General features: G+C 49.0%; 15 protein-coding genes and 2 pseudogenes. 3 read left to right on the top strand and 14 right to left on the bottom strand.

The genetic code is table 11. The features are described from left to right. Positions 1-96 precede the first annotated feature (96 nt). The 11 genes and pseudogenes from K6V30_RS20910 to K6V30_RS20855 all read right to left on the bottom strand — a co-directional run bounded on the left by K6V30_RS20910 (position 97) and on the right by K6V30_RS20855 (position 19,658). Positions 97-1,419 (bottom strand): sigma-54-dependent transcriptional regulator, encoded by a 1,323-nt coding sequence (locus K6V30_RS20910; protein WP_004293870.1) that lies wholly within the window; start codon positions 1,417-1,419, stop codon positions 97-99. Then, positions 1,412-3,730 carry a hybrid sensor histidine kinase/response regulator gene (locus tag K6V30_RS20905; protein WP_004348456.1) on the bottom strand — a complete coding sequence of 773 codons (2,319 nt, stop codon included), beginning with the start codon at positions 3,728-3,730 and terminating at the stop codon, positions 1,412-1,414. Before K6V30_RS20905 ends, K6V30_RS20910 begins: the two co-directional genes overlap by 8 nt. Beyond that, positions 3,730-5,655 carry a tetracycline resistance ribosomal protection protein Tet(Q) gene (gene tet(Q), locus K6V30_RS20900; RefSeq protein WP_004293868.1) on the bottom strand — a complete coding sequence of 642 codons (1,926 nt, stop codon included), beginning with the start codon at positions 5,653-5,655 and terminating at the stop codon, positions 3,730-3,732. Before tet(Q) ends, K6V30_RS20905 begins: the two co-directional genes overlap by 1 nt. A gap of 656 nt (positions 5,656-6,311) precedes the next feature. Next, positions 6,312-12,125, bottom strand: coding sequence for an N-6 DNA methylase (locus K6V30_RS20895; protein ID WP_005790817.1), 5,814 nt, complete (start codon positions 12,123-12,125; stop codon positions 6,312-6,314). After that, positions 12,115-12,567: a DUF1896 domain-containing protein gene (locus K6V30_RS20890; protein ID WP_004304266.1), complete on the bottom strand. Its 453-nt coding sequence runs from the start codon at positions 12,565-12,567 to the stop codon at positions 12,115-12,117. The genes K6V30_RS20895 and K6V30_RS20890 overlap by 11 nt, the downstream gene beginning before the upstream one ends. Before the next feature lie 162 nt (positions 12,568-12,729). Continuing rightward, positions 12,730-14,454, bottom strand: a pseudogene (locus K6V30_RS20885) (type IA DNA topoisomerase); the annotation flags it as partial. Between the two features lie 115 nt (positions 14,455-14,569). Continuing rightward, on the bottom strand, positions 14,570-16,372 hold the full coding sequence (locus tag K6V30_RS20875; protein ID WP_224207199.1) for a reverse transcriptase domain-containing protein: 1,803 nt from the start codon (positions 16,370-16,372) through the stop codon (positions 14,570-14,572). A gap of 565 nt (positions 16,373-16,937) precedes the next feature. After that, positions 16,938-17,297 (bottom strand): annotated as a pseudogene (locus K6V30_RS20870) (toprim domain-containing protein); the annotation flags it as partial. Positions 17,298-17,358: 61 nt separating this feature from the next. Further along, on the bottom strand, positions 17,359-18,927 hold the full coding sequence (locus K6V30_RS20865) for a DUF3945 domain-containing protein (protein WP_224207198.1): 1,569 nt from the start codon (positions 18,925-18,927) through the stop codon (positions 17,359-17,361). 20 nt (positions 18,928-18,947) lie between these two features. Further along, positions 18,948-19,298 (bottom strand): helix-turn-helix domain-containing protein, encoded by a 351-nt coding sequence (locus K6V30_RS20860; protein ID WP_004291454.1) that lies wholly within the window; start codon positions 19,296-19,298, stop codon positions 18,948-18,950. 3 nt (positions 19,299-19,301) lie between these two features. Continuing rightward, positions 19,302-19,658, bottom strand: coding sequence for a helix-turn-helix domain-containing protein (locus K6V30_RS20855; protein ID WP_002561004.1), 357 nt, complete (start codon positions 19,656-19,658; stop codon positions 19,302-19,304). Between the two features lie 202 nt (positions 19,659-19,860). On the opposite strand from K6V30_RS20855, the gene K6V30_RS20850 reads away from it, so the two are divergent. Then, positions 19,861-20,160 carry a helix-turn-helix domain-containing protein gene (locus K6V30_RS20850; protein ID WP_004348475.1) on the top strand — a complete coding sequence of 100 codons (300 nt, stop codon included), beginning with the start codon at positions 19,861-19,863 and terminating at the stop codon, positions 20,158-20,160. Positions 20,161-20,191: 31 nt separating this feature from the next. Further along, entirely contained in the window at positions 20,192-20,497 is a 306-nt protein-coding gene (locus K6V30_RS20845; RefSeq protein WP_004348476.1) for a helix-turn-helix domain-containing protein, read from the top strand. Positions 20,498-20,577: 80 nt separating this feature from the next. Here K6V30_RS20845 and K6V30_RS20840 read toward each other — a convergent pair whose 3' ends face one another. Together K6V30_RS20840 and K6V30_RS20835 are read right to left on the bottom strand one after the other, a co-directional pair. Beyond that, entirely contained in the window at positions 20,578-20,940 is a 363-nt protein-coding gene (locus tag K6V30_RS20840) for a hypothetical protein (protein WP_004348477.1), read from the bottom strand. A gap of 12 nt (positions 20,941-20,952) precedes the next feature. Continuing rightward, complete coding sequence (locus tag K6V30_RS20835; protein WP_004348478.1) at positions 20,953-22,188, bottom strand: site-specific integrase; 1,236 nt, start codon at positions 22,186-22,188, stop codon at positions 20,953-20,955. A 360-nt stretch (positions 22,189-22,548) separates the two neighbouring features. On the opposite strand from K6V30_RS20835, the gene K6V30_RS20830 reads away from it, so the two are divergent. Continuing rightward, entirely contained in the window at positions 22,549-25,107 is a 2,559-nt protein-coding gene (locus K6V30_RS20830; protein WP_029425629.1) for a zinc-dependent metalloprotease, read from the top strand. A 44-nt stretch (positions 25,108-25,151) separates the two neighbouring features. On the opposite strand, the gene K6V30_RS20825 is transcribed toward K6V30_RS20830, so the two are convergent. Then, complete coding sequence (locus K6V30_RS20825; RefSeq protein WP_010538763.1) at positions 25,152-26,150, bottom strand: Fic family protein; 999 nt, start codon at positions 26,148-26,150, stop codon at positions 25,152-25,154. Positions 26,151-26,292: the final 142 nt, after the last annotated feature.

Below are 26,292 nucleotides of genomic sequence, written 5' to 3'. Positions count from 1 at the left end.
GCGGTCTTATCCTATATGTTGGCGGCGAAAAGCTCCTGCCAATCGCCGTTTTTCTCAAATGTTATGCAAAGATAGCCAAATTCAGTGAATTACGGGCTATGATTGCTTGAATTTATATTTAAGTCCATACTCTTCAAGTTTGCTGTATAGTGTTGTCCTGCCTATGCCGAGCAGTTCTGCGGCGACACTCCGGTTGCCGTTTGCCTGTTTCAACGCACGCAATATCCGCTCCTTATCCTCCGCGTCATTGCGCAAGGCGAAGCTGACAGTAGAGGTCGGTTTCGTCACGGCAAGTTCCAGATGCTCTTTCATGACAACACCTTCCTGCGCCTGCAATACAGCACCCATAACTTTCTGCCGAAGTTCCCGCACGTTGCCCGGCCATGCGTGTGTCAGCAACGCTTTACGTGCTTCGGAACTGAACCCGCTCACGCTACACTCCAGCTCTCTGTTTGCCATATCACGGAAGAACTCTGCCAGCGGCATGATGTCTTCCTGACAGTCACGCAACGGAGGAACGGTTATCCCGAAGTCGTGCAGGCGGTACAGAAGATCCTGCCGAAAACGCTTTTCATTCACCGCTACTTCCAAATCTTCATTGGTAGCAGCGATGATGCGGACATTGAAATTCCGGTCTGCCTTGTCTCCGACCGGGCGATACCGCCTCTCCTGTATGGCGCGGAGCAACATCTGTTGGGTTTCCAACGCGAGGTTTCCTACCTCGTCCAGAAAAAGCGTGCCGCCTTCCGCCTCATGGAAATATCCTTTCTTGGCATTGTCCGCACCTGTAAACGCTCCCTTGACGTGTCCGAAGAAAGCCGACGGTGCAAGCTCTTTGGAGAGTGAACCGCAGTCCACCGCCACAAATGGCTTGCCTGCACGTTTGCTCTTGTCATGCAACAGATGGGCAATATGCTCCTTACCCGTGCCGTTCTCACCAAATATCATCACGCTCATGTCGGTGGCGGCTACCAGCCTTATCCGGTGCATGATTTTCTGAAAAGCGGAACCTTCACGGGCGAATACAGGCATACGGCGTTGTCCTGCCTGACGTTCTTTCAGTATGGAACGGATCAGGGGGACAAGTTTATCCTCCACAAGCTGTTTGGGAATATAGTCTATCGAGCCGAGTTTCATGCTTTCCACGGCGGTATTAACTTCGGCGTAGTCGGTCATAATGATGAAGGGCTGCATCTTTCCCTCCTTTCGCATCCAGCACAAAAGGTCTATGCCACTGCCGTCAGGCAGACGCAGGTCGGCAACCACGATATCATTATCTGTTGCCTGTTGCAGATGTTTCTTCGCGGTTGAGAGGTGGTAAGCCTTCATATTGCGGTAGCCCTCCCGTGACAGCATATTGCAGACATATTCGCAATACACGATGTTGTCTTCCACCACAATTATTTTTGTCTTATCCATCTTCGTATTTTCTCCTTTCCTCTTCTGCCAACCGTATTATTTCCACTCCCTTATCCAGCACAGCAGTCACGGCATGGCTTAACGCTTCACCATCCGGGAGAGCATCGCCACGAAGCAATCCGTAAAGTACATTCAGCGGTTGGTCGGCACGGAGCACCTCCCACGAACTGCGCAGGTGGTGGATCAGGGAATCCAGCTTTTGCAGGTCTTTTTCTTTTGCTGCATCCCGTACCGCCTGCATTTCCTTTTCTGTTTCAGTTATCAACTTTTCCAGCATGACGGCTTCATTGCCATAGGACAATAAGGCGGAAAAGTCCGGTTTCCCGTCCGGTGTCGCTTTTATGGCACACCTGTCGGAAACCTCCATCAGTTCCGATATGGAGAACGGCTTGAACAGGCATCCGGCAAAGCCTTTTGCCAATAGTTCCCCTTTGTTACAACTGCCCGAAGCGGTTGCCACAACCACCGGGATTGTTGGTGAATTGCCCACGTTGGACGAACGCAACAGTTCCAGCAATTCGAAACCGTTTATACCAGGCATATTCAAGTCTGTCAGCAACAGGCTGTATTCTTTCTGGCGTATCATTTCCATCAGTGCCGCAGCATCGGTGCAAGTGTCGCAGTGTATTCCTTCTTGGGAATACATCTCTTTCAGCATTAGAAGTAATACCTCATCATTGTCAATGGCGACAACATCATGGAATTTATTGTTATGATAAACAGGTGTATTGCTTGTATATCCAAGCTGTTCTTCAGCTTCCTGCATAGAAATTTCAACTGTGAAACGACTGCCTTTCCCTTTCTTGCTGTCCAAACGGATTGTTCCGCCAAGCATCGACACAATATTACGCATTATGGCAAGCCCAAGCCCGAAACCCTCCTTTGCAGCGGCATTTGATAGACGTTCAAACGCACCGAACGCTTGTTTCTGTTCCTCTTCTGTCATGCCTGTACCTGTATCTTCAATGACCAGTGTCAGAACTCCATTATCATATTCAGTAATCAAAGAAACACCGCCTTCTTCTGTGAACTTGACAGCGTTTGACAGCAGGTTATTCCCGATTTGTATTATTCGCTCTTTGTCGGTCAATACAATGGCATCGTGTCCAGTCTTCACGGACAAGGACAACCCTTTGTTCACGGCAACAGGCATGAACTCCGTTTCAAGTGTGTGCGTGATTGCAGAAATCCGGCAGGGTGACAGACGGGGCTGTTCCTTGCCGTTGTCCAGGCGGAAGAAGTCAAGCAAAGTGTTGAGCATATCCCGCATACGGTCGGAGGATTGCAGTATATTTTGGATATATTGCCCATTATTACCGCTATTGCATTCTTTCCGCAAAAGTTCGGTATAGCCGGTTATTGCCGTCAGTGGTGTACGCAACTCATGGGTAATAGTATATACCGCTTTCTTTCGGGAGGTTATGAGTATCTCATTTTGTTGCACGGACTGTTCCAATTGCTCGATCAAATCCGTTGTCTTGCGTTTGTATCGTTTAATGTTCTTTGCATCACGGTGTATGATGATATAGGAAATGACCAACAGCAAAAGAACAAATCCCATCAAGCCGCCTATCTGCATAAATGATTTTTTACGCATGGCTGTTATCTCGCTTTCTCTATTTTGTAAATCAGATTGCACCTTCTTTTCGATTTGGCAAATCAATCCTTGCAGTTGTCTGTTAAGTTCTGCATTACGGGCAGCAAGACTATCGGCTTGTTCTGACAATCGACGGCTCTGCGCATTCTGTTCGTTGACCATGTTTCTATTGGATGAACGGAGCGTAGTCGTTGTTGTCGTTGGCTTCGTTCCCTCTTTTTTGCCGAAGATGCTCAAGAAACCTTTTCGTTTTGGCTTTTTGGACTGTTCCTGCACACTTTTCTGCACAATAACCGGAATTTGATTGGCTATCTTCTTGTTAATAGATTGTTGTTCATCCATTAACCGGACTATCTGGAACATCTGTCGTTCCTTATCCTCTAAAAGACTGCGCACACTATCGATGCGCTCTGCTGGATAGGTGGCCTTGAAACGGCAAAGCATACTGTCCATTGCCATACGCCGTGCATGGTAATGCTCGATATCTTTATCGTTCCATTCCAGTATTGTTTCACCCAATAGAGAAAATTTTATCATTTGAATATTGATATTGTTTATTTCTTTTCGGAGCTCGTCTATTTTTTTATTGCCAAGTTCTAATGCTTCTATCTCCTGCCATTCATAGAGGCTATTATATGCCATACATCCGATAAGAATGGAGATAAGTATATATCCCAACTGTATTGCCTTATAGAAATTTCCTGACCGCTCCATTATTTTGATGACATTGATTTTTGGAACATGAATAAAAGTTTATCTTTTTCGTTCATGCGGATATTATCAGAATAACCGCCTTTTGTTATTTGATACCCGCATGGCTTAACCATAAAAATGCCTAAGCCCTTAGTGTATGAACTTACTTCTGATGCATAGTCTTTACTTGTATTTAATGGAACTTTCCCTTTAATATGACACCACTCATTATTGCAACTGATGTCTTCAATCTCAGACATCATTTTTTGCAAATCTGTAATAGCTTTGGAACTTGCCGCTTGGGGTATCTGCAACTCAAAATAGAGCATCGGTTCGAGAATGTCCACACCTGACTGTTGCAAGGCCAGCCTGAAGACATAAGGGGTCAGCTGTCTGAAATCAGCAGGTGTACTTACCGGGCTATAATACTCGGCTTGAGTAAAAGTTACTTTCAGATCAGTCACTTCCCATCCATGTAACCCGGATTGGCAAGACATACGAATCCCTTCAAAAACGGCATTTTGAAAAGAATGGTTCAGATAACCATAGGAGATGTCACTTTCGATTTGCAACCCTGTCCCTAACGGTAAGGGTTCAAGAGTCAGCCCTATTGTGGCCCAATAAGGGTTGGGCGGCACTTCGATCTGAATAATCTTATTGACCTTTTTTACAGGTCGTTCTTTGTATATAGTCTTGATCTCATCAAAATGGACCTTTACGGAAAATCGTTCTTCCAGCAATGTCTGTATGATTTCCTTTTGGGTTAAACCATATAACGAGATTTCCAATTCATCACTATATGAGTTTATGGAAAAGGACAAAGACGGGTCTTCAATCCACAATGTATTCAGAGCGGATATCACCTTGCTTCTCTCTTCGGGCCTGTCTGGCCGGACGGAGGATTTGAGAGCGGGATGCTGATGCGATAATCCTTGAATCAAACAAGGTTCAGCACCTAAATAATTTCCGATTCGAAAATCATCCATATCCTCTACAATCGCGATATCATTGGCGCCCACTTCATCAACATTTATCTCTCTGCCCTGATTGATAGTTTTTAGATTTTTAATCTTGATGAATTTTTCCGAATCGTTGATTCTTACAACGTCTCGAAGTCTCAGACTTCCGTCAATTATTTTTAGAAAACTTCTTTTATGTCCTTTGGGGTCATGCTCTATCTTATAAAGATAAGATGAAAGTCTGTTTGAGACCGATGCCGGAGGAAGTATAAAAGAAGTGATGGCGTCCAACAACTCATTGATACCGATATTGAACATTGCTGATCCATGTAGCACCGGATAGACTTTGGCTTTTGCCACAAGAGCGATTATCGTATTCCAATAATCAGCCGGTGAAATTTCGCTATCCGCCAAATATCGTTCTAATATATTGTCGTCATGGTTGCATACAAATTCTTTGTATTCTTCCTTTATATATGTTTGGGAGCAAACCGGATAAACCGATCCATCGACAACATTTTGCATAAACAGGACATCTTGAGACAGATTTGCTTTTATATCCAGATACAAACGCTCCAAATTCACACCGGCTCGGTCAATCTTATTGATAAATATAATTGTCGGGATTTGCAGCTTCTGTAAAGTATTGAACAGCAACTTTGTCTGCGCTTGTATGCCTTCCTTTGCGGATAAGATGAGGACTGCTCCATCAAGCATTTTGAATGTCCGCTCCACTTCCGCAATAAAATCCATGTGTCCCGGAGTGTCAATGATATTGCATTTCACACCATTCCAGATAATAGATGTCGTAGAAGCCCGAACAGTAATTCCTCTACGTTTCTCTATATCCATAGAGTCCGTTATGGTGTCACCATTATCCACACAGCCGCACTTTTCCGTTGCTCCACTGGCAAACAGCAGATTCTCGGTTACGGAAGTTTTTCCTGCATCAATGTGAGCAAGAATTCCTAAATTTATAATATTCATTTGGATTAAGCAATAATATACTACAATAGATGCATTGTCGAAACGCACCTTTTAATACCTCCTCGTAGCATATGAGAACTACAGGATTCCTAACTCGTATTAATATGTATATTATTACTGCCGCATAACGATTACAAAATTACACAAAAAAATATATCTAACAAAAGTAGGAGGATTTTTTAACTTTTTACCATAGACATTTTATTAGGGAAACGTAGGTTCAACTGGTAAGTACAAATAAGTAGAAATGTTTGAACAACACTGTTTTAGGAAGTTGAAAAATCAAGTTTCTCTCTCGGTATAGCGTTTATTTTGGCCAATATCTTCTTTAGTTTGGCATTTGAGTATTTCCCATTCGTGTTCTATTTAGCTCCTTATTATGAGTATGTAGCAAGTTGCTTATCAAATTCAGCCTCTTTGAGGGTCAAATATGGTTTTGCAAATGGTGACTGACAAGACATAAACAAGGTCAGCAGGATTTTTTACATAAATGGACATGAATGTATATAACCTAAAATAAGAATAAATTTTAATAAGGGCTGCCCAAAAAGAAAAAAATGCAGTTGCCATCCTACAGATACTTGCAGAAAGGATAAAATTTACTTTTAGACCTTTTGGGATAGCCCTTATTAATACTTCAGATAAAATTCCTAAGGTTATATTTTCAATCCTTTGAACCGGGTTTCCTCCTTGGCATACAGTCCCGGACGCCCGATTATGACATGGTTGGCAACGATACTATCCGCCGGACTGCGTATCTGCGGCGGTGCATTTTCGGGATATTGCGCCTGCCTGTTCCTCACATCTTCCGCTTCCGGCTTGACCTGTTGCCCTTCTTTCTCCTTTTCGGCGACTTCGGGCGTGGGCGGCGCAAGTTCCAGCTGTATTTTTCGGTCAAGGGCGGCAAGTTCGGATTTCAGCTGCTTCAGCTCGTCCTCCTTCTTCCACACCTTGCCCGCTATCTCCTGCAACTGCGGTATCTCCCTCTCCAGCACCTCGTTCTTCGCCTTGTACTGGTCGATAATGGAGGGTATCCTCTCCATCGCGTTCAGGAAGTTTCGGGCGGCAGCCATCGGATCAGCCATTGCCAGATGTCCGTTGTTATAGGTGTACTTGTAGTTCCCCTCTACCACGAAGCGGTTGTCGGTAAACTCCAATCCCTCTTTGAGTATCCTCTCGCTCACCACCTTTATCGGAAAACCGTACAGTTCTCCGACCTGTGTGTAAAGCCCGCCCGTAGTGGCGTTTTTCGCTATCTCCTGCAAACGCTTTCCGATAACCTTCTCATCGGCGGAATCCACACCGTCCACCTTTATTATATTAAGGCGGTTGCCCTCCCTGTCGGTCTGCGCCACCGAAAGGAAGCGGTTCCAGTCCTCCGTCATGGCATCTATGAAAGCCGTGTTGTTACGCAACTCGCCCGTCTTCGACTCTAACTTGAACTCCGAATCACGCTTGCCCTTGTTAAACGACTTGCGTTCCCCTTCGAGCGAGGCGATGCGCTTTTCAAGTTTCGCCTTGTCCAGCAGGTCGGTGTTGCCGGATAGCAACGCCATATATTCCGAAAAGTTCATGCCCGATTTCTCGTCCACTGCCCCCTCGTCGATGGTACGCGCCCCCATAGCACCGCTTTTGAGCTGGCTGATGAAAGTCTGCTTGCAGTGCAGGAGGTTGAACTTGTAGCTGTCCAGTGACTTCTCCACCGCGTAGATGATTACGTCCACGTTGTTCCCGGCGAAATGCTTGGCAATTTCGTTTCCGGCTCTAACTCCGCGTCCGTCACGCTGTTGCAGGTCGGACGGTCGCCACGGCGTATCGAGATGATGAATTGCCACACACCTTTTCTGTGCGTTCACACCCGTTCCGAGCATGGAGGTGGAGCCGAACAGAACACGCACCGTTCCGGCATTCATGGCGTCTATCACCGCCTTCCGAGCCTTGTCGGTCTTGCACTCCTGAATGAAGCGCACCTCGCTTGGCGGTATGCCGTAATCCTCCGTCAGCTTGCGCTTGATTTCCGAATAGACGTTCCACCCGTCGCCCGGCTGATATGTCCCCAAGTCCGAGAAAACGAACTGCGTGCCTTTCTGCGCGTCGTATTTTTGGTAATACTCCGCGATCATCTTGGCACAGTGGCTCGCCTTGTTATCGGGGTGGTCTTCATAATGCGGGTCTATCATGCGCATGTCGAGTGCCATCTTGCGGGCGTAGTCGGTGGCGATAAGCATCTTCGCCTTTTCCTCCGTTTCCGAAAGCGGCAGCCTGCCCAGAAGTGTGGCATCGCCAGTCTTGGCGAACTGCATCAGCTTCTGTATGAAGTCCTCCTGCTCCGGCGTGGGCGGTATGTGGTGCAGTATCTCATTCTTGTTGGGACGATCTACGCCCACGTCCTCTGCCGTGCGGTAGTCCGTGATTTCATTATAGAAGGCGGCAAGTTCCGGCACCTTGATGAAGTAGCGGAAACGCTCCTTTTGAACCACGTTGTTCGTCACGTTAAATTCAAAATCCGTCGTCTTCTTGGCGAATATCGCCGCCCAAGCGTCGAAACATCGGATGTCCTGCCGTTCCAGCTCCTTCGGACGCAAATACTTGAACAGCAGATACAACTCCGTCAGCGAGTTGCTGATGGTAGTACCCGAAAGGAAGGTCGCTCCCAAGTCTCTGCCCGTGCGCTCCTGTATGGTGCGTATGGCAAAGAGCATGTTCAGTGCCTTCTGGCTTCCCTCGCTGTTGCCCAGTCCCGCCACACGGTCATGGCGCGTGTTGAACGTCAGATTTTTGAACTGGTGGCTCTCATCTATGAAGATGTGGTCGATGCCCATCTGCTTGAAATCCACCACGTCGTCCGTGCGTGACTTTATGGCATGTTCCACCTTCTCCAGCTTCGCTTCAAGGTTGTGTTTGCGCTTCTCCAGACCTTTCAGCATAGCCCGCGACACGTTCTTTCCCTGCTGCCGCAGCACTTCGAGGTTTTCCTCCACCGTGTCAAGCTCCGCTTGCAGGATGCGCTGCTGCAACTCCGGCGACTGCGGTATCTTGCCGAACTGGTCGTGCGACATGATGACACAATCGTAGTCGTTGTTCTTTATATTATTGAAGAAGCGCACACGGTTGGCGGTCGAAAAGTCCTTCTCCGAAGCGTACAGAATACGTGCGTTGGGATATGCCGCCTGATAGGTGGCGGCAATCTCCGCAACGTTGGCTTTCAGCCCGATAATCATCGGCTTATGTGCCAATTTCAGACGCTTCATCTCATGCGCGGCGATGCACATTATCAGCGTCTTGCCGGTTCCCACCTCGTGGTCGCAAATTCCGCCGCCGTTCTGTTTCAGCATCCAGACGCAATCCATCTGCGAGGGATAGACGCTCTTGATACCCCGGCTTGCCAAGCCTTTCAGATTGAGGTCGGGGAAGGTCTGGTGCGAGCCGTCATACTTCGGGCGCACGAAACAGTTGAACTTGCGGTTATACATTGTCGTCAGCCGTTCCTTGAACTGCGGCGACTGTTCTTCGAGCCATTCGGAGAAACCGTTGCGGATTTCATCAATCTTGGCGTTGGCGAGCTGTATGCCCTCGCTGTCGCGCACCTTGATGTCGTTGCCATGCTCGTCCTTGCCGATGGACTTCATCATGTCGGGGCAGGTGTTGTGCAGGGCGTGTTTCAAGAGGTGCATACCGTCATAGTTCCGGTAATACCCCTTTACCAGAAACTCGTCCGTGATTTTCATGGTGCGGTAGCCGCACGCAACCGAAAACTCGTCCATGCTTGCGGAATAGGCGATTTTCACCTCCGTGTCGAACAGCCGGCTCATGTAGGCGGCATAGACACCCGTCGGAATCCAGCGTTCCCCGAAATTGAAGTCCAGATCCTCGAAGGCGATACGCGGCGGTTCGGCATCTTTCAGAGCCTCCAACGCCTGTTTCACTTCCGGCATACGCTCACTTTCGGGGTTTTCGCCCATCCAAGCCTCTATGCGTTCCGCCTTCTCTATCACGTTCCCGGCTATGAAGCGGTCTTTGATTTCGTAACCGGTCACGAGCGGATTGTAATAGATGCGTCCTTGCAGGGCTGTGAGCAACTCCTCCGCCGTGCTGTCGGTTATCTCCCGCATATAGTCGAGATTGACCGTGCCATATTTGTTGAGCGACGCGGACAGGGCTTCTTCGGGAGAGCCTACGTTGGCATGGCTCTCCACGGAGAAGGAAACGGGATGCTCGAAGATGTCCGCCTTGACGAACTTTCCGTTCTCCACCCGTTCCAGCGAAAGGATGTCACGCCCGCCCGCGTCCATCATCACTAACTTCACGTTCTGCTTGGCGTTGAGGTTGCCGTAGCGCATGACAAACTCATCGTAACAGGTATTCAGATGCTCTCGCCACGGAACATTTGCCTCGCGCCGGAGCGATTCATAACGGTACAGACGCTCGTAGGCGTCACGCAGCGACACATACAACAACGCCTTTTCCTTCTGGTATCCTTTCAGGTCGAGCGGCTGGAATGTAGCCCCGTATGGCGTGATGTCCTTCAGATAGCCGATGTTATGACGCCCCCGGTCAGCCACCAGCGAGCCTTCGCGCAGGTGCATCTCCGGCGTGCGATGGTAGGCACGCGGCGTAAGGTCCGCGACTTCCTCCTTCGGCTTTTCCGGTTCGATGTCGGGAAAAAGGGAAGTAGCCACCGTTTCCGGTGGAGCATCGGTAACAGCAGGTGCGGCGACTGCTTCCGGCTGTGTTTCCTCCTGCCGGGGTTGTTCACGTGGTACTTCCGGCGTGATCGTCGCAACCGTTCTGTTTTCATGTTTTTCATTATGCTGCCTTGCCAGCTCCCGAAGTTCCTTCCTGCGCTCCGGCGTGAGTTCCATCATCATCTCGTAGAAGCCGTTGATGGGAGGATTGGTTTCCCAGTCCAGCTTTGCATAGATGTCGTCCGGGTCGGCAGGCTTGGCGGTGTTCTCCGCTTTCACCTCCTTATTCTCCATAGCGGGTTTTGCAGTTGGAGCTGTCGGTGTAACCGTGACTTTCGGTTTGGGCGGAGTGGACTTTGCCGTAACTGCCTTTTTCACCGTCTTTTTCTTTTTGGAGGTTTTCGGTTGGCTGACCTCTTCCGTCATCCCCCAGAGGTTGAGCAAGGAGAGCTGCACCCCGTCAGAATATTTCGGACGTGGCTCTATCTCCGGTTTTTCCTCAACGGGTTGCGGTTTTTCCGTCGGAGTTTCCACCGTCTGCGCCGAAGATACCGTTTCCAATTTTATAGCAGGACGCTCCGCCTCCTTTTGAACGGTAACCTTTTCTTCCGTTCCCGACTGCCAGATTGTTCCCGAATACAGACGCATGGCGAGCCTGTAATGGAAATCCTCGTTGAGCATCCGGCGCAAGTCCCCGGCGATACCTGCGGTCTTGCCCTCGTGCAGATAAACCATAGCGGGCTTCCCGTAGGGGTCAGTGTCAAGTTTCGACGTCGTATGCACGATGCGTTCCGGGTGGTGGATGAAATAGGCGTTGTCGGTCAGGTCGGTTTTCGTGTCCGTCTGTATCACGGTCATCAGCCGCTCGTCCTGCGACATTTCCTTCTTGCTGAGGTTCTTTTGCAGGACAATCAGGTCGCTGCCCACCTCCGTCCCCGCGTTGTCCGTGAACAGGTTGTTGGGCAGGCGTATCGCGGATACCAGATTGGCCTGACTGAACAGCTCGTTACGCACGGAGGTCTTGGTGCTATTCAATACCCCTTGCGAGGTGATGAACGCCACGATACCGCCGTCACGCACGGCATCCAGTCCTTTGAGAAAGAAATAGTTGTGGATGGTTTTCTGGGCGGAGCGTCTGCCGAAAGAGTCGCTCCGCTGAAACTCCGCGTCGAACACGGCAATGTCACCGAACGGAATGTTGGACACCGCCAAGTCGAAATAATTGTTGAACGGTCTTTCGATTTTCTCAAAACCGCAGGTGCGCATTTTCTGGTCGGGATAGAGATGCCTCAAGATTGTACCCGTGAGCAGATCCTTCTCGAAAGCCATCACATCCGCATTGGGGCTGTGCCGTAGCATGGAATCCACGAACACGCCGACACCTGCCGACGGTTCGAGCATACGGGCGGGGCGGACGCTGTAATCTGCCAGCACGTCCGCGATGGTGTCGGTTATCTCTTTGGGGGTGTAGAAAGCGGTCAGCACGGACGCTTTCAGCGAATCCACAAACCGCTTGTACTCTGTTTCGTCCTTGCTGTTCTCACGGATAAGCCTGTGCAGCTCCACCGTCGGGGCGAACAGTTCGAGGTCGGATTTCGCCCACCGGACGGCATCCGTCAGTTCCTTTGCAGGGTTGAGGATACATTTCAGACCGCCGAAACCGCAGTACCTTTGAAGTATGGCACGCTCTTCGGTTGTCGCTGTCCTGTTTTCCCTGTCAAGGATGAATGCCGTCCGTATCGCCTCGATGTTGTCCCGCAGTTTCTGTTTGCGGTTAAACGCCATATTCGTCTAAGTAAAGGACGGTTGCTCCCGTCAGCTCCGTGTAGAGCAGGTCGTAATCGGAAGACAGGGCGAAATTGTCATCCGAGAGGTCATAGACGGAGAACACGTTGCCGACAAGCGGCAGCAGTTTCAGGACAAAGGCTTCACGCTTCTCTTCCGGCACTTCATCGGCAAACTCGTTTTCCACGACTTCGCGGAGGATGGCGTAACGGGAATAATGCAGCCCGCGCAGCAGCGTGTCCATCGCCAGTTCCTGCGCACCATCGGCGGGATAGCCTTCAAGCCGTGCCCTCTCATACGTTTCGGCGGCACGGTCGGCCCGTTCCCGTATGAAAGCGGTGTCGTCAGCCTGTTCAAACTTGTTCGTGCGGAGATAGTCCAGCAGGTACAGACCGTAATAGGAAAAGTCGGTCTGACCCTCGTTTTTCTTCTTGTTGTTCATTACTTTGGATTTAGCGGATTGATAATTAACGGGATAATCGGTTGGAAAAAGGAAGAAAAAGGCACTCGGTATCCCTCCGAGTGCCACCACTAAATCCAAAGTATGAGTGTAATCCGGTATCGAAGAACAATTCATTACTCTGAACAAGTGGCAAAGTTAATACTATTTCTTCCGTCCTGAAAATTTCTTGCCCTTTTTAGCCTCCGGGAACACAAAAGTCGTGTTATATTCCCCGTCAAAGGCGACAACAGCATCGAAACTCTTGCCCTGTTTGCTCTTGAACCCTTTGAGCAGCTTGGTATGCCCTTCGGTGAGCAGGTCTTTGATTTCATCGTCGGACAGGGTGCGTCCCGCTTTCAGCCGGAACACGGGCAGTCCGCACTCCGTGTTGTCGCAGCGTACCACCTTGCCGTAGAACCGCATCCTGCCCGTGCCACACTTGGGACACGCGCAGCCGGAGTCACGGCTGCCGAAGAGCTTGTCGCACGAGAGCAGTTCGGAGGTTATCTCACGTGTGTACGCCTCTATCTCCTTGCGGAAGGTGTCGGCGGACAGTTCCCCGCGCTCGATACGCGCCAGCTCCTTTTCCCATTCGCCCGTCATGGCAACATCGGCGATGCGCATCGTCTTGACGACGGAATTGAGGGCAAGTCCTTTTTCGGTGGGAACAAGCGACTTCTTGCAGCGTTCCATGTAACCGCGCTTGAAAAGCGTTTCGATGATGGAGGCGCGTGTGGCGGGAGTACCGATGCCACAGTCCTTCATCGCCTGCCGCAGTGCGTCGTCCTCAATTTCCTTGCCCGCCGTTTCCATTGCCGAGAGCAGGGTGGCTTCGGTATGCAGCGGCTTGGGTTTGGTCTTTCCTTCGGTAATGGACGAGCCTTTCGGTGTCAGCGTGTCGCCTTCCTGCCAGCCGGGGATGGTAATTTCCTCTTTTTCCTCGCCATAGACGGCACGCCATCCGGTTTGCTTCACGACGCTGCCTTTTACGGTAAACTCCACTCCGGCACATTCCGCCGTGACAGTGGTCACATCCTTGACGCATTTCTCAGAGAATGCCTCGACCATGCGCCCGGCAATCATCTGATAGATGGTATTGTCCTCTTTGGAGAGGAAGAGCGGTTTCTCACCCGTGACGAGCAGGGCATGGTGGTCTGTCACCTTGCCGTCGTCCACGCTGCGGCGTGTCGGGGCGGCTTTTGCCCGCACCTTGTCTTTCCATTCGGGCTGTGTGCCGATGAAAGCGAGCAGTTTGGGAATTTCGGCAAACACGTCTTCGGGGATGTAGCGGCTTCCCGTTCTCGGATAGGTTATCAACTTCTTTTCGTAGAGTTTCTGCGCGATTTCAAGCGTCTGTTCCGCCGTGAAGCCGTGCTTGGCGTTGGCTTCTTTCTGGAGCGTGGTCAGGTCGTAGAGCAAGGGAGTTTCCTCCGTCTTCTCCTTGCGCTCGGCTTTCGTGACAGTGGCGCAACCTGCCGCCTTTACCTTATTATATAGTTCCATCGCCGGTTCTTTCTCTTTCCATTTCTCGGAGGATGAGAATTTCACGACTTCGCCGTCGCAACCGTCCGTTGCGATATGGAGCAGCCAGAATGCTTCGGACGTAAAGCGGCGGTTCTCCCAGTAGCGTTCACATACCATAGCCAACGTTGGTGTCTGCACCCGCCCCACGGAATACGTGCCGTGTCCGGCGGCGATGGATAACGCCTGTGTGCCGTTGATGCCCACGAGCCAGTCGGATTCGCTCCGCGCTTTGGCGGCGAGGTAGAGGTTGTCGTATTTGCTGCCGTCTTCGAGTTTCCGCAGTCCCTCACGGATAGCTTTGTCGGTGAGAGAGCTGATCCACAGGCGCACGAAAGGAGTGGTGCAACCCGTATAGTGGTAGAGGGTAGGCTCGGCACTCGGCGCCTTGCCGTCTTGCGACGGTAGGTTTCCGAGAGCCTGCCCCCGAACCGTACGTACAAGTCTCCTTGTATACGGCTCTCCGTTGGTTTTTCTCATTTTAGCGAACATGAATTTTAGCATTACAGGTTTCACAAACAGCCAAAGTTTTACGATGTTTTCTGAGCATCTGTTGTTCCCACTCGTTCTCTCCCTTGAGGCCTTTGAGTGTACGCACGTGATGCATCACCGTTTTACCTTCTGCTCCACATAATTCACACCTTTCAGCCTTCAATCTCTCAACAAGACTTGGATAAGGACTGATGTTTGTGTTCGGAATGTTGTCGCATTGGGCATAATCTTTAGCTGTCTTTCGTCTAAAACCTTCATTATAAAGCACTCTGATTTTCTTTTGCCCTTTCTTGTCTATGTAGGATATGATAAAGTCTTTGCCTTTGCGGAGTTTCTTTATCATCTGCGCCATAGTCATGTTTTGTTTTTGAGCAATAGTTTTGAACATACTGTACTTCATATTAAATCCGAATGAATTACCGAGATATGAAATGTTGTTAGCAATAGAATAGTAGTTGTAGAATCCTCTTATTTCTGCATTGTATTGTGCGAGAATATCTTCTGGCTTCATTCCTATCATGTATGAACGAGTTTTCGGTTTCCAGACTTCTTTACCCTTAACTTGCTTGATGTATACGGCATCATAGTCCAGTAACTTCCGTCTGACCGTCTCGTTGGATACGTTTAGGACAATTCTACCATTGAAGGGTCTTCTCAAAACTCCATTTCTATTACGCCTTAGAGCTTGGGACTTGCGAACATAGATTTCATAACCGAGAAACTTGGCAGGATTTTGTGCATGCGTTATTAGCGTTTTCTCTTCTGACAACTTCAGTTTGAGTTGCTCACTCATGTATTGAGCGATGTTCGCTTTGATTTGCATGCACTCAGCCTTGCTGCCAATAACTCCAACAAGGAAATCATCAGCATATCTCACATATTTCAATCTTTTGAATGTTTCGTCCATATTTAAGCCATAGGGCGTATTAATCATCTCTTTCTCGATTTTCCGAATCTCATCCATCAGTTGTTTTCTGACAGATTCATTCTGTTCGGATTTGTTTTTCGCTACTAGCCTGCTTCTTTTATTTTCAAGACGTTTATACTCCGTACTGCCCCGTCTTTCCTTGCCTTTATCAAAAGATTGGGCATACTCTTTCATATACTTGTCGAACTTGTCAAGGTAAATGTTTGCCAAAATGGGGCTTATCAATCCTCCTTGCGGTGTTCCGCTATATGTTTTGTGGAATTTCCAATCTTCCATGTACCCTGCGTTCAGAAACTTCCTGATTAAACGTATAAACCTTTCATCGGCTATTCGTTCTTTCAAGGTATTCATAAGAACTTCGTGGTTAATGTTGTCGAAGAAGCCTTTAATATCTCCTTCGATGAACCACTTTGTTCCACTGAACGATTTTTGAATGTGGGTCAGTGCAGTATGGCAACTCTTATTGGGTCTGAAACCATGAGAGGTGTATTCAAAATACCCTTCATAAATGGCTTCAAGCATCATTCGTGTTACCTCTTGTACCAACTTGTCTTCAAAAGAGGGAATTCCAAGCGGTCTTTTCTTGCCGTTCTTCTTTGGAATATACACCCTCTTGGCAGGATGTGGCTTATAAGTCTCATTTTTGAGACTTATGATAAGGTCATCTATTCTCTGAATACTCATCTGGTCGATTGTTTTGCCATCTGTTCCTGTTGTCATATTGCCCTGTTTAGCGTATATACGCTGGTAGGCAGTATAATACATCTGCTCATTAAATAGATTACGGTACAGCCTTTCGTACTTGTAGTCCGAATCAGTGCTGTGTTCACTTAAAATGTTTAATACATTCTCTGAATTTCTCATACGTCTCACACGTCTTTCTTTGTATTAAAGTTTCCAACTGCTTCCCTTCGCCATGTGCAGGACGTTATCCTGCTCGGACTACTACGGAAGCTCCGTTGCCATATTGGGTTTTCAGAGGCTAACCCTCATAGCCTTTCGGCGTCCCAACTTAGGCAATCCCCATTTAGCTTGCATAATAACTATTAGCGCGACAAGCTGTCGGATGCGACGTTCGACCTTTTGTCCACATACTGTGGTTGTGCCGTAGTTTGTCCTTTTGCTCAATCCGTCCGGCTACATCGGAAGAGTACTACGGCGTGACGTTTGTAATTGCCTTCCGTCACGGCTCATTTAACAGCCACTGGACTATCGTTCAACCAATTCAGGCTTCATCCTTGTGCTTGTCTTTCTACCTCGTCATTCAGTCGCCACATGGCAATTTGTGGACTTATGCCTTTACCGACATGCTACACTCCCCATTGGGTTTCCCCTTTGGATAAGTCGGTTGGTAGTAGGTTATTTCAAAGAACACGAACCTAATCTCTTGCTAAGGAGATATTTATTATGCAGCCGTATGGGCGCACTAGCGGAAGATAAGCTCTCCCTCGCGTCCGGCATCGGTCGCCACGATGATATGTTCGCTTGTGTCGAACAGTCTTTTGATGACTTTTATCTGCGACACCACGCCGCTGTCGGGCTTGTAACCTTTCTCCGTCCTGACCTGACGGGGGACGAGCGTGAATGTGTCGGGAATAATCGGGAGGTTGTCACGGACAAATCCGCGCACGCCGTAGCCGTCGGGCATGGCAAGCTGAACGAGGTGTCCGAATGCCCATGTCACGGCATAGCCGCCTCCCTCGAAATATCCTTCCTCTCTCTTTGTCGCGCCCACGATGCGGGCGATTTCACGTGCCACGGAGGGCTTTTCTGCAATGATTGTCTTCATGTTTTCTTGCTTTTTTGTTGATACTTTGGATTTTATTTTGGATTCAGTGGCGGACACGGGATTACATTTTCATGCCTTTGTTGTTCTTCTTTTTCGGCTTCTCCTGCTGCTGTTGCTGGCGGTCGTCCTTCGGGGCGGTCTGACCTTTCTGCAAAGGCTCTTTCAGGTTCTTTGTCGCCTCGTTGGTTTTGCCCTCGTTGTTCACCGCCACCTGTGTGCGGCTCTCGTTGGACGGGGCGACCTGCTGGGCGTTGTCGGGGTTCGTTTCGTAGCGGTACGGGCGGCCCTTCTCCGGGTTGAACTTGATATACATCGTGGCATGGAAGCCCTGCTTGTCGGTCACGTTCTCCAGTTTCACGGCTTTACCCGCCACGTAGTCGGCTTTCTGCTTGTCGGTGAAGTTCACGCCGCTCCATTTGCTGATGGGGCGGATGCTGCCGTCCTCGTTCATCCACGTGTTGCGGCGTTGCTCCTTCTTGGTCTGTGCGGCATTTTCCCCGCCTTGCGCCTGACTTTTCGAGGTGTCACCTTTGGCTTCCTGCGTCTGTGCGGTACGGGGCGACCTTCCGGTTCCCGGCACGAACTCCACGCCGCGCTGCTCCACGTTCACTTGAAGGGTGGTGACGAACTTCCTGCCGTCGTTGCGCTCGATGAGCTTGTCGCGCACGGGCAGTCCGGCGCGGAGCATGTCCTGCTCCTGTTTGGTGATTTCCGTCTTGCCGATGCGCTCCGGGATGCGCACCTTGTTTGCCGGAATGTCCGTGATTTCATTCGTCTTGCGGTCGATGCTGATGTAGGAGGGGATGATTTCGCCCGTTTCCCTGTCCTCAATGTCCACGACCCTGCCGAGGTTGCCCGTTTCGCGCAGGTTCTTCCGGTCATCGTCGGAGAATTTGTGTTCCTTGTACTCATCTAACTTCTGCTCCTTGCGGATGAAGTGCGGCACGAGGCTGACATTTCCCTCACCGTCCTTCTTGAAGGAGAGGCGGGCGTCCAGCTCGAATGATTCGCCGCCGAAGGTGGGCTTGACCTTTACCAAGTCGGACTTGCCGTAGTGGAGCATCTTCGTAAGGTCTCCGGACTTTTCAAGGTCGTCACGCTTCACGCCCCATCTGTCCTCCAGCTCCTGCCAGTTGATTTTGCTCTCGTTGATGGGTTGGTAGCCCTTTCTGCCCTGCGTCTGTTGCGGGCTTTCCTGCTGTTCTTTCTGTTGTTCCATGTTTTCCTGTTTTTGAGGTTCTTGTTTCTCTGTCTTTTGTGCCGCCATCTCTTCCTGCACCTGCTGTTGATAAGGGAAGGTGTCGATTTTGTGCGGTGCAAGGATTTGTTTGTTCTGGTACGGATGCTGAAGCAGGTCTTTCATCACGCCAAGCATGGAATCCACTTGGTCTGCCGCGATGCGGTAGAAACCGAAGCGGCTGGGTTCCTTGCACTGCCGGAAGAAGTTCTTGAAGAAGTTGTCCAGCACGTCGCCTTGTCGGTCGAATTGCAGGAAACTCTGCGCGTTCTCAGCTTTCGCAGGGGTACGCTTGGGTGTGCCGTCTGCATTCAGCCCGGCTACCACGCTGATCTCGCCCGTCTTCTCATCACGGACTACCAGCACGTCCTTTTCGTCTTTTTTCTTTGCCATTTGAAAAATGTTTTAATGGGTTATTTATGAAAGAAATTATGGATACGAGCCTTGTAGAAGGCTATATCTTCTTTTTTGAAGTCCTTGATATGGTTGGAAAGGAATGTCAGCACATCCTCCTCGCTGTAATAGGTTTTCTTGCCCAGTGTCTTGTAGGGCAATGCGCCGACACTGCGGTAGCGTTGCAGTGTGCGCTTGCTTATCTGGAGCAGCATGCACAAATCCTGATTGTCGAAAAGGCGGATGCTTTCCGTGATAGTAGGCTGTTTCCCCTCAGCCTTCATCGCCAGCAGCAGTTCGTCCTGACGGTCGAGCCGTTCCATCAGCTTCTGCATCCAGCCCTCGAAGTTGTTTCGTGTGAGCAGTTCCATGACCTATGTCCTCCTTCCTTTTGGTTTGCCGCCAGTGCGCAGCGTGTGGTTGCGTTTCAATTCCTGCGGTGTCGCCGCGTCCTCGTTGACGGCACACGCTTCAAGCAGGCGGTCTATTTCCGACTGCCGGTAGCGGCATTTACCGCGAAGCACGACATAACCGATGCGTTGCTCGCTGCGCATACGCTGGAGGGTGCGGGTACTCACGTTAAGCAGGTGCGCCGCCTCGCGTGTGGTGAGCAACCTGTCGGGCGATGCCGCTTTCTTGTCGCCGGAGGCGGCACGGACGTGTGCCGCAATCTCCGCTATCTGTTCCGTCAATGACCGGAAGGCGGAACTTTCCATCGTTATCACTTTCATATTCAGTCCTTTCTTTTTGTTTCTGCAGCAAAAATCGGCAATAAACAAAAGGGGCTTTAACAACTCACTACGTGACTCACGTAAGATTTTTACGGAAGATGGCTCCGTAACCCGGTCAAACGGCGCAACAGGCAGCCTTTCAGCGGAAAACGGCACGTGTTCAGGACCGTACCGTTACCTTTGCGGGCAAACCGATAATTGCATGAATATGGAAATAGTATCTATCGAGAAAAAGACTTTCGAGATGATGGTGGCGGCATTCGGCGCACTCTCGGAGAAGGTCGCCGCCCTGAGGCGCAAAAGCGACACGAGGCGCATGGAAAGATGGCTCACGGGCGAGGAAGTCTGTAGGCAGTTGAGAATAAGTTCGCGCACGTTGCAGACGCTGCGCGACAGGCGGCTTATCGGCTACTCGCAGATAAACCGCAGGTTTTATTACAAGCCGGAGGAGGTGAAGCGGCTGATACCGCTTATCGGCACGCTCTATCCGCACGGCAGATGATTTGATTTATTCACCCACTGAATCCGAAGTTATGATGAACGAGAACAACGATGTTTTTACGATGGAAGACGAGCCGATAGCCTCTGTGGTGCAGGATATGCGCAAAGGCTCGAAATGGCTGTCCGCCTTTCTGGAAAGTTACCGTCCTCTGCTGGACGGGGAACGTTACCTGACGGACGGCGAGGTGGCGGAACTGCTCCGCGTAAGCCGACGCACATTGCAGGAATACCGCAACAACCGCGTGTTGCCCTTCATACTTTTGGGAGGGAAGGTGCTTTACCCGGAAACGGGGCTGCGTGAAGTGCTGGAAGCAAATTACCGCAAGCCGCTGGAGTGAGCGCGGTTGGCAAGAAAAAAGGAAACGGGCGACACTTTTTGTGGTGCTGCCCGTTTCCTTGTCTTATGTGGTATGCGCAATCAGCAGTACCCGGCTTTTCCGTTCTGTATGAACATCACGTATGCCTGCCGTTTCTCTTTGGCGAGAGCTTTTCCCACCAGCCATGTGCGGAACAGGTGGGTGTTGTAGGTGTTCAGCCGGAAGGCGACGGGGATGATGATTTCAAGCGCGTACACATCTGCGTACAGTCCGTTTTCAAGTTGCATGTAGCGGCACACCTCGTAGTCGTTAAGCACGTCCGACTTGCGGATGGCTTTGATGGCGGCGTTCACTGCCGGGACGGTCGTATGGAACAGTCCGGCGATTTCGGTGGCGGTCATCCACACGTCGTTACCGGTTACGCTGACCGCCTTGTCCTCTATGATGATTATGTCACGTTTCATGGCTTCTCTTTTTTAGATGGTGCAACCTGCAAATTCCTCAACACTGTTCAACCTTGCGGCAAGGTTCTTCATGTCCTGATTGAGTTTTTCTTTGGTTATCTTCGCGTAAATCTGCGTCGTCTTTATGCTCTTGTGTCCGAGCATGGAGCTGACGGTTTCGATAGGTACGCCATTAGAGAGAAATACCGTCGTGGCTGCCGTGTGGCGGCTCTGATGCCACGTGATATGCTTGGTGATGCCGCAACGCTTGGCGACGGCACGGATACCGGCAAGGCACGTGTTATAATGCGGGACGGGGAATATCTTGCCGTTCTCGCACAGCCCACGGTATTTGCCGATTATGCGGTTGGCGATGTCAAGCAGGCGGATGTTGGACACCACGCCCGTTTTCTGGCGGTTGATGTTTATCCACTCGTGTTCGTCGAAGTAGGTGCGGATATTCTCTTCCGTGAGGTTGCGCATATCCGAGAACGACAACCCGGTGAAAGCGCAGAACAGGTAGAGGTCACGGTACAGTTCCTGTTTGGCGTTTTTCAGTTTCCCGTCCATCAGCAGGCGTATTTCCTCTTTGGTCAGAAAACTGCGTGTTGTTTCCTCCTTCTTGATTTCATACTCGCGGAACGGGTCGCGTGTCAGCCACTCGTTGTTGATGGCGATGAACACCATCGTCCGTAGCGGGCAGACGTACAGCCACACGGTATTGGTGCAGCAGTGTTTGTCCGTGCGCAGGAACATCTCGAAGTCGGAGATGAAAGCGGGGGTAAGCTCTTTCAGTGCGATGTCCTTCACATGGTAGCGGATGTCGAGGAACTCTTGCAGGTGCTTGTAAACGATACGGTACTTTTCCAGTGTACCTTTTGCTTTCATGCCTGCTTCCACCTGTTTCTCATAGTCCTCATTGTGACGACGGTACACCTGCATCAGCGTGTGGTAGCGGTGTTCCAGTCCGAGAAAAGCGTTCTTCACCTTCTCAGCCGTGACGAAGTTGTCACGTTCCATGATTTCCTGATAGTGCCTATTGATGCGCACCCGCATCTTGTCAAGCATACGGTTCGTTTCGAGTGCCGCCGCGCTTCTGCCTGTGACACGTCCACCTTTGGTGTCCCACAGTTTCGGATCGACTGTCAGCTTGCAGCTGAACTGCGTCTGGCTGCCGTCCACCGTGATGCGTCCCATGACGGGTACTGTCCCGTCCTTTTTCACTACCTGACGCTTGAGGTAATAGATTACTGAAAATGTACTCTTCATCGTCCTTAATTTTTTGGTTTCAAAATTAGTTGGTGAAGAGTCCGGTGTCGGTACGCAAAACGGGGAGGAACGGAGCAATCTTTTTCCGTAACCGAAATTTTTGCGTGAGTTATCGGTAACTCACTATTCCTTAACGTATTGTTTCGCTATCCGTACCCGTTTGTCGCATTTTCGGGCATGGTTACGAACAAGTAACGTTGCGGCGTCAGGATTTGGCTTCGGCAGGGATTGTAATGGCTTCACGAATTATCGCCACTTCAACTAAAACCCTTGTAACTCAATTCTATCACTATAACTTTCCGCATTTCACTTTTTTGTAGTAACTTTGTATTTCAAATAAATACATATAATATTGGACACATGAAGAAATTAGTCTCAACTCTAATGATTCTGGCGATGCTCATTCCATCAGTCGGGGCGCAATCTACAGACATTTTTAAAAAGAAGAAGAAAAAGAAAGGAAAGACAGAGGAAGTAGCCAAAGTCAAAACCGATTCTGTTGCCAACAGGAAGAAAGATGCCTTGCAACCTTATGCAAGAGTAATTACCGGCAAGGCTAAAACGATGAATGGCTTCTTCAAAGTGCACAATGTAGAAGGCAGATATTATTTTGAAATTCCCGACTCGCTCTTCGGACGTGATGTACTGATAGTGAATCGGATCGTGAAGGCTCCCGTAGATATGCAAAAGCGCAAAGTCGGTTATCCGGGAGATCAGATCGGAGATGAAGTGATCCGTTTCGAAAAGGGAAATGGTGATAAACTGTTTGTTCGTGAAATCTCTTATATTGAACATTCTTCGGATACATTAGGATTGTATCAGGCAGTACTGAATTCTAATGTACAGCCCATTATAGCCACTTTTCCTCTGAAAACGGTCCGTAAAGAAGGCGAGACGAACAATTACGTCATAGATATGACTGACTATATCCGCAGGGATAACAAACTGTTTTCATTTGAAAGCCGTGCGAAAAACAATGCCGGAATAGGAGGTATGGTAGATGATGCCAGCTATATTGATACTCTGAAGGCATTTCCGCGTAATATCGAAGTCCGTACGGTACGTACTTTTCAGCGGAGAGCCTCATCACCTGCAGGAGCCGGAACATCCGTGTCTTCCGCTCCAAGTTCTCCGTTGACATACGAGCTGAACAGTTCTATGATGTTACTCCCCAAAGAACCGATGAAATCAAGACTGTATGATAGCAGAGTAGGTTACTTTGCTGTCAGCTACAAGGATTTTGACGAAAATCCTCAGGGGGTGGAGTATAAAGCGAAGATTACCCGCTGGCGTCTTGAGCCGAAAGACGAGGATATAGAAAAATACCTGAAGGGAGAACTGGTGGAACCAAAGAATCCGATTGTGATCTATATCGATCCGGCCACTCCCAAGAAGTGGGTACCTTACTTGATTCAAGGTGTCAATGACTGGCAGAAAGCTTTTGAAAAGGCCGGATTTAAGAATGCCATTATAGGCAAAGAAGCTCCGACAGACGATCCTGAATGGAGTTTGGAGGATGCGCGTCATTCCGCTATCGTATATAAACCTTCCGATATTCCAAATGCGAGCGGTCCTCATGTACACGACCCTCGCAGCGGTGAGATTCTGGAAACGCATATCAACTGGTATCACAATGTGATGAGCCTGTTGTACAACTGGTATATCGTGCAGGCTGGAGCTGTCGATCCGGGTGCACGCAAACCTCTGTTTGACGATGAATTGATGGGGCAGCTGATTCGTTTTGTATCTTCTCATGAAGTAGGCCATACGTTGGGACTGCGTCACAACTTCGGCTCTTCCAGCACGGTTCCTGTAGAAAAGCTACGAGACAAAGCATGGGTGGAAGCCAACGGTCATACTCCTTCTATCATGGATTATGCACGGTTTAATTATGTAGCGCAGCCCGAAGATAACATATCCCGTGCCGGAATCTTCCCCCGCATCGGTATGTACGATGAGTGGGCTATCGAATGGGGATATCGCTGGATGCCCGAATATAAGACGCCCGAAGCCGAAATCCCTCACATGAACAAGTGGATTATCAGTAAACTACAAGAGGATAAACGTTACACTTTTGGTACGGAAAGTGACCGGAACGATCCTCGTAATCAGAATGAGGATTTGGGTGACGATGCTGTATTGGCGAGCACTTATGGTATCAAAAATCTGAAACGCATCATGCCTGAAATTATGAACTGGACTTACGAACCGAACGAAGGCTACGCTAAAGCATCCAGTCTGTATCAGAATATAGTGGGGCAGTTTAATCTGTATATGCGTCATGTAGCGACGAATGTGGGTGGTATTTATAGTACCCCGGTTTCCGTAGAGCAGACTGACGTCAAAGCAATGGAATATGTACCCAAAGATATTCAGAGAAAAGCAGTTATCTTTTTGAATAAGGAACTGTTTAATACTCCCAACTGGTTGCTGGATAAGAAGCTTGCCGAAAGAGCCAGAATCAACACTTACAATGCTGTATTCCGTGTACAGAGCAGCATTCTGAAGCAACTCTTAAGCAAGAACACGTTGGATAAAATGACAAACGATGAATTCTTGAACGGTACAAAGGCATATACAGCCAATAACCTGTTTACTGACTTGAAGAAAGGTATCTGGAGCGATCTGCAAGGCGGTAAGAGACCGGATTATGCCCAGCGTAATTTGCAGAAAGTTTATGTCAACGCTTTGATCTCGATGATTGATAAGCCGAAAGGTAACTCTTCATCGCTTCTGGGTATGATGACGAGTGTTTTATCCTCGTCTGATTCTCCTTCCGAAGCACCGACAATTGCCCGTGGACAGTTGCTCGAATTAAGGAGGTCATTGGCAAGTGCGGCAAGTGCTTCTACGGGGATTGTCCGGAGTCACTATCTGAACTTGCAGGCACTGATTGATGCAGCTTTTGATGCACGATAAGGTATAGTTTAAATGAAAGGTTGACATTGAGGTCAACCTTTCATTTAAACTATAATTTCCCAGTATCCGTTTTTGTTTGATCCAACTCGCTGAATCATTCCTTTTTGCTTTAATGATGTGATCAAACGTTCGCTATGCCTCAGACTGATACCTAGAAGTCCGGCGATTTCTTTGGCGGTGATTTGATTGTTTTTTCTCAAAAGTTCCAGAACTTTTTGTTCGTTTATACCGACATTTATACCGACATTTATACCGACATCCTTTGTCGCTTTCATTGTTACTATAGAATCGCCTTGCCGTTTCTTTAGTGTTTCGTATATTTCTTGTAGCATGAAGTCAATGAATATACCACTATTTACAGCATCAGTACTTCGGTTTATAGCATTATAATAGGCTTGTTGATTGGCGAATACCATATTCTCTACCGGTAAGTGTTCGAATACAGGATGGAGTTTGCCTAATATCAGCGATTGCCATAAACGTCCTATTCTCCCGTTTCCATCACTGAATGGATGAATAAATTCAAACTCATAATGAAAAACACAGCTTTTTATTAATAAATGATCATCCGACTTTCGTAACCATTCAAACAAATCTTTGATAAGATAAGGAACGCGGTCGGCAGGAGGCGCCATGTGGATCAACTGTGTGCCTGCGAATACTCCGACACCTCCTTGACGAAAGTGTCCTGTATTGTCTACCAGTGCTTCCGTCATTATTTTATGTGCTATCAGTAAGTCGTCTACCGAGTAGGGATCGAAAGTGTGATATGAATTGTAGGTTTTGATGGCGTTTCGTACCTCCTGTATTTCACGGATGGGAGCTACTATATGCTTCCCGTCAAGGATATCTGTAATTTGACTTTCAGATAGGGTATTTCCTTCAATAGCCAGTGAACCTTGAATGGTCTTAATTCGGTTGATTTTTCGCAATAGCAAGGCATCTTCCTGCTCCATACGGATGGCATATCGTTCTACCAATGCGGAGATATCCGCTATTAAGTGAATGGTGCGGGGAGATATGGTGAAAGGCGGAGTATACATGCTAAAATATAAAAGTTTCTAGGTTTATTACTTTCTACAAAGATAGCATTAATTTCCTTCAGAGGAGATATCCCGACAATCTATTTTATAAATGTAGAAACTCCAACTGCTCCGACTTCGTTTGGTCGGGCAATTGGAGTTT

Source organism: Bacteroides faecis, from assembly GCF_020091505.1.
Lineage (GTDB): Bacteria > Bacteroidota > Bacteroidia > Bacteroidales > Bacteroidaceae > Bacteroides > Bacteroides faecis.
This window is presented reverse-complemented; position numbering and strand designations above follow the sequence as displayed.